General features: G+C 33.7%; 8 protein-coding genes. 3 read left to right on the top strand and 5 right to left on the bottom strand.

Annotated elements, in window-relative coordinates; genetic code table 11:
• Positions 1-388: 388 nt before the first annotated feature.
• Complete coding sequence (locus AC1M9L_RS14450; protein ID WP_481592517.1) at positions 389-718, bottom strand: hypothetical protein; 330 nt, start codon at positions 716-718, stop codon at positions 389-391.
• A 365-nt stretch (positions 719-1,083) separates the two neighbouring features.
• Here AC1M9L_RS14450 and AC1M9L_RS14455 point away from each other — a divergent pair, with 365 nt between their 5' ends.
• Both AC1M9L_RS14455 and AC1M9L_RS14460 read left to right on the top strand, forming a co-directional pair.
• Positions 1,084-2,100 carry an AAA family ATPase gene (locus AC1M9L_RS14455; protein ID WP_481592518.1) on the top strand — a complete coding sequence of 339 codons (1,017 nt, stop codon included), beginning with the start codon at positions 1,084-1,086 and terminating at the stop codon, positions 2,098-2,100.
• A gap of 5 nt (positions 2,101-2,105) precedes the next feature.
• Complete coding sequence (locus AC1M9L_RS14460; RefSeq protein WP_481592519.1) at positions 2,106-2,615, top strand: hypothetical protein; 510 nt, start codon at positions 2,106-2,108, stop codon at positions 2,613-2,615.
• 202 nt (positions 2,616-2,817) lie between these two features.
• On the opposite strand, the gene AC1M9L_RS14465 is transcribed toward AC1M9L_RS14460, so the two are convergent.
• The 3 genes from AC1M9L_RS14465 to AC1M9L_RS14475 all read right to left on the bottom strand — a co-directional run bounded on the left by AC1M9L_RS14465 (position 2,818) and on the right by AC1M9L_RS14475 (position 5,849).
• Complete coding sequence (locus AC1M9L_RS14465; RefSeq protein WP_481592520.1) at positions 2,818-3,369, bottom strand: plasmid replication DNA-binding protein; 552 nt, start codon at positions 3,367-3,369, stop codon at positions 2,818-2,820.
• A 48-nt stretch (positions 3,370-3,417) separates the two neighbouring features.
• Positions 3,418-4,335, bottom strand: coding sequence for a replication initiation protein RepM (gene repM, locus AC1M9L_RS14470; RefSeq protein ID WP_481592521.1), 918 nt, complete (start codon positions 4,333-4,335; stop codon positions 3,418-3,420).
• A gap of 1,346 nt (positions 4,336-5,681) precedes the next feature.
• Entirely contained in the window at positions 5,682-5,849 is a 168-nt protein-coding gene (locus AC1M9L_RS14475) for a hypothetical protein (RefSeq protein ID WP_481592522.1), read from the bottom strand.
• A 711-nt stretch (positions 5,850-6,560) separates the two neighbouring features.
• Here AC1M9L_RS14475 and AC1M9L_RS14480 point away from each other — a divergent pair.
• Entirely contained in the window at positions 6,561-7,520 is a 960-nt protein-coding gene (locus AC1M9L_RS14480) for a hypothetical protein (RefSeq protein WP_481592523.1), read from the top strand.
• A gap of 150 nt (positions 7,521-7,670) precedes the next feature.
• Here the strand turns inward: AC1M9L_RS14480 and AC1M9L_RS14485 are convergent, their stop codons facing one another.
• Positions 7,671-8,735: an AbiTii domain-containing protein gene (locus AC1M9L_RS14485; protein ID WP_481592524.1), complete on the bottom strand. Its 1,065-nt coding sequence runs from the start codon at positions 8,733-8,735 to the stop codon at positions 7,671-7,673.
• Positions 8,736-9,319: the final 584 nt, after the last annotated feature.

The raw sequence follows: 9,319 nt of genomic DNA on the forward strand, positions 1-9,319 counted from the left end.
CTTATTGTTATCTGGAGCATCCTGCTCTCTATATGTTCATCATAGAAAATTGAGGGGGATCGGTATAGACGCAAAATACCTGAATGAATGTCAGCCAAGGCTTACAAAATTGATTAAAACTTATCCCAAAAGTTGTCCGTAGAAATTGGGGATGAATTTGATCTTAAAAGGCATATATCTTATAGGGAATTGCGCTTTTTGATCGCTTTTTAACCAATTTTATTGGCAAAAAATGACAAATATGCTCAAAAAGAAACCGACATGTTTCAAAGTCGATTTTTTGCTGTTTTTTGGGGTGGGTGAAAATTTTTAAGTTATTGATTTTAAATAATTATTTTGATTTTATTTCGCATAACGCCTATTATGTTAAATAAGAGAGTTTTCACACTTAAAATTTAGTATTTAAGTATTCGATAAACCCCTCAATTTTCTTAATCACGTATAAGCAGATATGCAAAGGACTCAGATTATCTCGCTGAGCTTTCTGTACTCTATACTTCGCTCTTTCTAATAGAGCAATTACATAATGTATGGAGCTTTTTAGAATTTTTTTAGGATCTTTTTTTGAATACAAATAACAATCAATTTTTTCAAAAGGTCCATCGTCGACAAATATCTTCAAGATAGCATCGTTAATGTTTTTGCTTATTGATTGTTCTATATGTTCCAATTCATATGAATGTAGAGCTTGTGCTATTAGTACTTCAAGATTTTTCATTTTTATGCACTAATGTTAGATCATTTTGATCCTAGTATCACCAAACTAAAAGAAAAAGTATATAAAACATAAAATTAAACCTTAGGTTATTTTGACTATTTGTTTTAAACAATGATTTTAAAGCTTAGTTTTTATGTCAATTTTTAAAGCTTTAACTTTGGTGTAGGCTGGTTTCTGTTTTGGGCTTACAAGTCGACTTCGCATAAGAGATTTTATGTTAAATAAACTATTTTTCAACATTAAAACTTATTCTATAAATGACTTATAGTATTGTTAATCTAAACTATAATTGAAATTAAATTCGTTAGTAAAATCATTATTTAACACATTCAGTGATTCTTCATTAATTAATAGCGGTATTTAATATGATCAGAAATTTTGATTTAGAAAATTATGGACCAATCACCAAAGCTACTGGTAATAATTTAGGTCAAATTAATTTAGTCTTAGGTAAAAATAGCACAGGTAAAACTTTTTTACTTAAAGCATTGTATAGCGCTATAAGAAGTCATGAGCAAAATGAAAAAGGTGATAATAATCAAAATTTTGAAGAGATTCTTAGTGATAAGCTTTATTGGACTTTTCAAACAGGAAAAATTGGTGACATAGTAGCAAGAGGAGAAGGTAAGAAGCTAAAAATGTCTCTACAACTAGAGGATGATAACTTCTTAAATTTCAGTTTTGGTAAAGATACAAGTAAGAACATTAGTGCTATTGAAAACACTCTAAGAAGAAGAGATTCCAATTCAATTTTTTTGCCACCTAAAGAAGTACTTTCATTAGTAGATGTAATTTATAAATCTGCCGTAGTAGATAAATTATTTGGTTTTGACTCTACTTATGTTGATTTGATTACAGCATTAAAAATTCCTACACAAAAAGGCCGTAATTCAGATGCTTTTGCTGATTCTAGGAAAAAATTAGAAAAAATGTTTTCAGGAAAAGTCGAATTAGATAGCAAGAGTCAGAAATGGATTTACAAGAAAGGAAATAGTAAATTTTCTATGATGACAACAGCTGAAGGTGTAAAAAAGGTTGCTATTCTAGATACATTATTAGGTAATCGCTATTTAGACAAAGACTCAATAGTTTTCATTGATGAGCCTGAATCAGCTTTACATCCTACAGCCATTGTCGAATTTCTAGACATTATTACTGTTTTAGCAAAATCAGGAATTCAATTTTTTCTAGCAACACATTCTTATTATGTAATCAAAAAATTATTATTAATTGCTAAGAAAAACAATATGCCTATTCCAACCTTTATCGCAACAGAGGATGGACATTGGAATCAAAGTTGTTTACTCGTTGATGGTCTACCTGATAATGAAATTATTAATGAATCTATACGACTTTTTGAACAAGAATTTCAGGGAGTTTAATTCTGATGGTTTCTATTACTGAATCAGGGGTGAACTTTGGTAATTTTTCTGAAGAAGATTTATATAGAATAGAACATTCTCAAGGACATCAGTCCCTTGGTGAAGGTTTTAAAATGGTTGAGTTTACATATATACGTGAAAGTAGCTTATTCGTTATTGAAGCAAAATCTTCTATTCCTAGGCCTACAAATCAAGAGGATTATGATAAATTTTGGAATGAAATCTTCGAAAAGTTTGAAAATGCCTTATTGTTGCAATTGATGGGGTGTTTACAAAGAAATGACACCGTTATGCAAGAATTACCAAATAATCATAAGCAAATTCAATGGAATAGAATTTCAATTAAATTGAGATTAGTTATACCAAGTGTTCCGTCAGAATATCTAGCCCCTCTAACAGACTTTTTTCGAAAAAAAATACGTAAGATAAAAATATTATGGAATATTCCAAATGAAGATATTTTTGTTTTAAATAAAGAACTAGCTTTAAAAGAAAACTTAATCACTGAGTCCTAAAAAATTTTATAGTTTGTCTAAAATTAACATAATACAGCTTATGCGAAATGCGTTATAATTCTCTTTAGAAATCAGTGCTGTAGTTTCTAGTTGATAGCCCAATCGAGCCCGTTTGGGCTTTTTTTATGATTTTTCACGTTCCACGCTTAATAAATGAACAATGTTCCACGGTTTTAATTAGCCCAGGTAATCAATTCAACCTCTAGTCATCACTTAAAACAGCATGTAGAACTCGACCAAATAAACCTCGTTTTTTAGGTTGTAGCACAGTAGTAGTTGTTTGCTGAATAGGCTTATCTTCTATAGGTGTAACTTGTGATGGCTGTACAGTTTCGTGTAAGTCTGTAGTTGTACGGACTTGTTCATTTGTACTGTCAGGCTTACTGTCAGGCTGAATATTTTTAGGTGTATAGCCAAGTGCTAAGGTTAGATTGTCAATTTTATCTTTGAGTTGCTCAATCTCCTTGTACATCCGTCTTTCACGCTCTTCGGCAACTGACTTATCGTGCCGTAACTCTTCAATCAATTGCTTATACAGTTCAACTGTAGTGTTGTCAGTTTCCTTACTATCAGGCTTACTGTCAGCCTGACTGTTAGGCGTACCGTAAACACGTTGCATTTCACTAAAATCAATGACTTTTCGATTCTTAGCATCAATTTCATAGCTGATAGAGCCGTTCTTCATACGATCATAAATAGATGTACGAGCGATTCCATATTTTTTAGCTAATTCTGCAACAGTAAATTTAGGCATAGTTCTTTAATTGTGTTTTAGTCCCTCTTTACATGAACTGTAATGTAGTTAAGCCTTAAAACCTAGATTTTTAAGATGTGGAAGAAGTTGTTTTTGCTGTATTGGATCTCTGAGCATATCTTTAATTTTAATCGCTAACTCTTCATAGCTTTCGCCTTGATTTGCTAAATGGGACAGCTCATGTAGACGAGATAACTGATTTCCAAATAAGTTAATTTGTGCATCACTCATTTGATGAAAAGATGGCTTGATGGTGTTTGCTTGTTTAGATGGACGAGCTTTAGACTTAATAGAGAATTGGATATCAGTAATCACTCTTCCTTTCTTAAATTGCTGATAATCAACAGTTATATCCGTATGTTTGTTGATTTCACTAATTGCTTTGTCTAATACATTTGACTTGAAATTAGACATAGTTGAATACTCTTCAACACTAAGTCCAAGCTTTGATCTTAAATCATTGATATTGTATTTTTCAGTTTTAGCAACGCTTAACCACTTAATAATAAGTTCATATAATCGAATACTATATTTGCTTTTAAAGTCAGAAACTTGTTCGATATAGTATTTTGTGAATTGCTCACTTAATTTACTAATTAAGCTAATTACTTCATGGCTAAGATATAAAACAATCAAACCGCTCTTATCAACATAGGTCACTTTATTAACCCAATTAGCAGTTGAAAGAGCTTCTATGCCCTTATACCTATCTAAATAACTAAACTCTCTTCGCTTTAATGTTTTAGAAGCATCTTTAAGTAAAGCATAGGCATTATTGCTATCCACTTTAAACTGATGAATATAGTCACTTACAGATACTTCTATAGGGGTATCTGGAGAAAGACTTATAGATTCTCTAGCCTCAACTATTGCTAGAAGCATAATCCGTTGCTCTATTAAGGACAAATTGAATGAGGCATCAATAAGAGCGTTATCCTTTACAACTAACTTATTGGTATTCGTCATAATTCTAAGGTTACTTATTAATCTAACTAGGTTATATATCGTCTATTTTAAATAGTCAATAATACAACTATTCAAATACCCCTTAAACCTATCTTTATAACCCCTTAAACCTATCTTTATAACCCCTTAAACCTATCTTTATAACCCCTTAAACCTATCTTTATAACCCCTTAAATTATTAATTTGTAATGGCTTTTATACGATTAAAAGCATTTAAAAGTATTTAAAATAATTAAAAGCCCAAGTCACGAAAAATTGCCCTTGGTTTTCGCTACGCTCAAACTCTATTGAACTTCGCTATCGCTCAGTTCGTGGGGGCAATTTTTTTGGTAAATACCTTCTAGAATTTAATAAAAAGCAAAAGCAACTCGGAATTCGCTTCGCTCATGAGTTTTTTATGCTCGCTACGCTCGGTCTAGAAGCAAAAAATGGCAGTTGATTAACTAAATTTGAGACTTCAAATGATGAAAAATTGTTTTTCAGAGGATCGAGGCGCAACTTTTGATTGTTCGCTCGTAGACACTCGCTCTGAAATGATGATTAGACGCAAAAAATAGGGGGTATTTTCAATTTTTTCACTGATGACCAAGGTTTCCTATATTCAAGGTCTAAACGCGCTTAAAACGCAAATGAGCGCAATATGGAAAGCAGTTTATTAGGGTCATGCTCAGGACCTCAAACTCAGTTATTTATGTGTGATGAGGGACACACAGATTTTTAATTTAATTCAGCAGAATCAGCTGCATCAGGTGTTTTAAGTGACCTACCTTCACTTTAACCATTTTGTAAAAGTCGAGTTAAAAGACTTTGATTTCACTTGTTTTCTCAAGGTTCTGTGAATTTCTGGATACGATGCCACTCGTATCTGATTTTCTAGGTCGATTTTTTATGAATGTGGTTTGAGGGATTAGACCGCCAAGTCTATGAAGTCGCCAAACTTCAACCTCAAACCACAATCTTCCAATTCTCTTACACACTCCAACTTAATGGCGTGTCCTTTCGTTACTCATTTCAACGCTTGCCTTTCACTCGAATCAAAATGCTACCTTCACCATTACAGTGAAGCTCTACTAAGTCACTCTCCCACAGTTATATTTTCGGATGTTGCCTCCGACTGGACAAAAAGCTCTTCAAATTAAAGAGAAATTCTTAAACAGTACGGCATCTTCATCAAACATAACTGCTTCCCAAGTTAGTATTTCAACAGTTATTTTCAGTGACCTGAAAAATGGCAGAACCCGTGCCGATCTCCTGCATATCACACCTACATTCCTATGTCCCCTGATCGCAGTTCCAAGTCTTATCAGGTTTATACAATGTGATATGCAATCAACAACCATCCACGTTCACGCCTTACCCATATCGACATCCGCAGCTTGTGCCACGTTGCCGACCTTACAGGCTTGAGCTATCCATTGATCTCGACAGCAAAACAGAATGTCATCCGACAAATTCACTGTTTCACCTAAAATCGAGTACCGATTGCGCCAGCTTTCGCCTTGCAACCCTGGCACCTCACGATGCCCTCAAAAGCCCACCTGTGGGTACAACTTACGCCCTTGTCATTCTTCTTGTTTTTGACTTGAAGCGTCTAGTTGCCAGCTATTAACGAGGTTACTCATTCCTTAAGTCCTCTGACTGTCTGTTTGATACAGGGTTTCGGTCTTTTTGACCTAGGAGGGACATTACTCCCACCGCCACGTCACCGTGGTCCCGTTTCCTTGTCGCCCAACTGACCCACTCCTGGAAGTGGGGTGTTCATTCATAAAATGAGTGAACAGGTAGAAAGGAGGAATCGCACCCCCTAGCCCCTAGTGTAGCCGCGCCAGCTAGAGTTTCCTCACGCACGCAGCTTCACCACTAAAGCTTCTCAAAGATTGGCAGTCCTCAAGAAGGGGGAGTGTGTTTGATTCATGGGTAGACAACCCAGGAACCAAACAAAAGAGAATTGGCTCATGGATTGGCAGTCCACGCAAAAAATCAAAGACCTTAAAAAACCTTATATTCGATCAAAATGTGATCGTCAAGGCCCAGAGCAGGAACTGCTATTTATAGAATCACCGAAGGTGATTAACTGCTGCCATCAAAATTCAAAAAAATACCATTTTTGTATCTTTTGAAATAACTTTATGGAATTTATTAAAGATATCTTTTATAAATCTCTTATAGAATATCTTTAAAAATCACTTATGAAATAGGTAAAAATGATCTATTACAGCTACAACGTGAAAAGTTTTACCCAACATGTTATGGGATTGATGACGAATCATTATGATCTGATTTCTGAGAAGTTCACTTTGGATGCGAATATTGCTAAAGACATGATTGATCGATGGATTGATCGTTATCACTTAATGGAGACCCCCCAACAAACCTATCGAAGACGATTGAATTGTGAGCCTGTTTTCAGCTTAGTTATTCATTTCAAATATGATTCTCTTCTTGGTCATACGATAGATGAGTGTTGGGAAAAATTTGAGGAAAATGAACCTGGATTCTGTTCCAGTGTAGACATGTACCTTTTCTGTCGAACCAGTGACGCATTTTTGTTTGATGAGAAGGCTCAAAAAGTTTTAAGTAAAACTGACCGGCAAGATCTAGTGAAGATTAACCGTAAAATCTTTGAGATCTGTCCGAGTGCGGAGTCCTTTAAATATGTGGGTGATATTGATCCAATTGTATGTGGCAAGTATGAACTTGTACGTTTAACGAAACCTAAAAAGAGTATCAAACAGCTTCAAGAAAATAGTTGGACCAATCAAAAACATGCAACAGACTGGACATGGCGCCTTAAAAATCAAGCCTATAACGAACAGTTAGAACAAGGAAAACGAATCGTTTTACGATTCCAAAACCTTATTGAGAAGAAACCTAGCCTGGATGAGAAAAAAGCCTACTTTGAGCGTCACTTCAGGGCTTTAGAAGGATACCTTGGTTATCGTGGAGTACGTCAGCAGATAGGAATCTTGTATCACCTGGAGAAAAGACTCTTTCAGGATAAATATAATCAGTCCTGGTTCGATCATGGGGCGAGGACCTTAAAACTTTCCTATGTGAAAAAAATAAAAAATAGCATTCCGAATAATACTCCTTATGATGAAGCTCTAAAGAAATTTGAAAAAGTATTATCGAAGCACTTAAATGCTGAATATGAGGAATGGAGGAAAAAACAGAAGAATAAATAAAGCCATAAGAGCTTTTCTCCTATGCTGTAATCTCATTTCAGATAAGTAATTCTATGTAAAATCTATGAGTAAAAGGCCCATATCTAGGGCCTTTCGTATAACGTGTATTATGTTAATTGTAGGAGTTCTTACGCATTTTTCATTTCCGGTTTAGGATATTTTTTCCTCCATTCCCTGAATTTCTTCTTTTAAAGATAAGATATCTCCAATAACTAAATATGTATAAATGACATACCTATCAGCCTCTTCTCTCGTTGAAATAATATCATGTGATCCTTTTTGAGCTGCTTGAAAAATAGCATCTAATCGTTCACCTAAATATTTCATATGAGAACCTACAATTTCTTCAAACCGTTTCGAATCAGTATTTTCTTCAACATATGCGATAAGTCTATTTATATAATTATCAGGTCCTAATTTAATGGTTTTAGATTTGTTCCCGCCTAAATCAATTACTTTATCGGCTCTAGCTGGATAAATTACATCTGCTGTGTCTTGTAGAATCCTACGACAGCTATGGACTGCATTTGACCAATCCTCTGTATTATCAGAATTTAAATTTTCATAAACAGATGCAAATTTTTGGACCGATAAGGGAATTAAGCTTCCAATTTTTGAATCAACATTATTTCTTGTTCTTGAAAAAATATCTGATGTAATTTTTGAATATTTTAATTCATAGTTTTTAATAGAAACGTATTCATAAAGGAATCCTCTTCTTTCATCCAATAACTGCGAAAGTTCTTGAATACGCTTTCTTAAATTTCTTCTTTCACCTGAATTGCTAGTTACACCAGGACTTACATATTGGTTTGGATTAGCTGAACTAATTGAAATATTTGGATCATAAGCTATTCGTAAATTTTCCTTTAAGGTCCCCATCTCTGTTTCTATTGATCCCACAGACTTAATATTGGCCTTTTCTACTTCTTTTTCGACGTTATCACTAGTTACTTTCTCCTTGTAAGTTCTATTAGCTTTTTGACACAATTTCCAAATTTCCTCACTAACACCGTTAGGAGTACTAGGATATCCACTACTTTCAAAAGCAAAAATTCTCTGATATTCAAAATCATTAAGCAATCTAGCCAATCTGCTTGCCTTTAAAGTACAACTCACTAGTGATGTATTTGCTAATTCTATTCCTTTTAGAATGTCTTCACTTAAATCTAAAGCTTCATCTAATGATTTTGGGTTAATTGGAAACTCATTCACAATCTATCTACTTAATATAAAATGATAATTTAATAATTATATCGTATAGAAAATTACGGTCTCAGAGCTAATTTATTTAAATTCTTTTTCTTCATTTACTACGATAGTTAGCTGTTAAATTAGTACACTTTAAAAAAATATCTTTATTTTTCAGATATATAGAATATATTAATTGGGATTTTAATGTATAATTCTATTAATTAGGTAATATAAAAAATACGCAAGATGTTAAAATTTTCGATAAGACCTTTGCTCAGCATATAGCTATTTTTTTTGTGGCCTGGTTTACTCCCGTGTTATTTGGGAGTAAGTTTCCCGTTTTAGAAGAAACTGGATATCAATTTCTTATTTCACTGATTGTTTATATCTTTCTTGAAATCGTTGTGAATATATTTAATAAAAAATAATAAAAAAGCCCAACATCCTGTTGGGCTTTTTTACGTATTTGATGCGTTGGTATAACTCCTGTCGTACCTGCATATTCCATTGCTATGATTTCTTATTGTTATCTGGAGCATCCTGCTCTCTATATGTTCATCATAGAAAATTGAGGGGGATCGGTATAGACGCAAAATACCTGAATG

Source organism: Acinetobacter sp. ANC_7511, assembly GCF_056779975.1.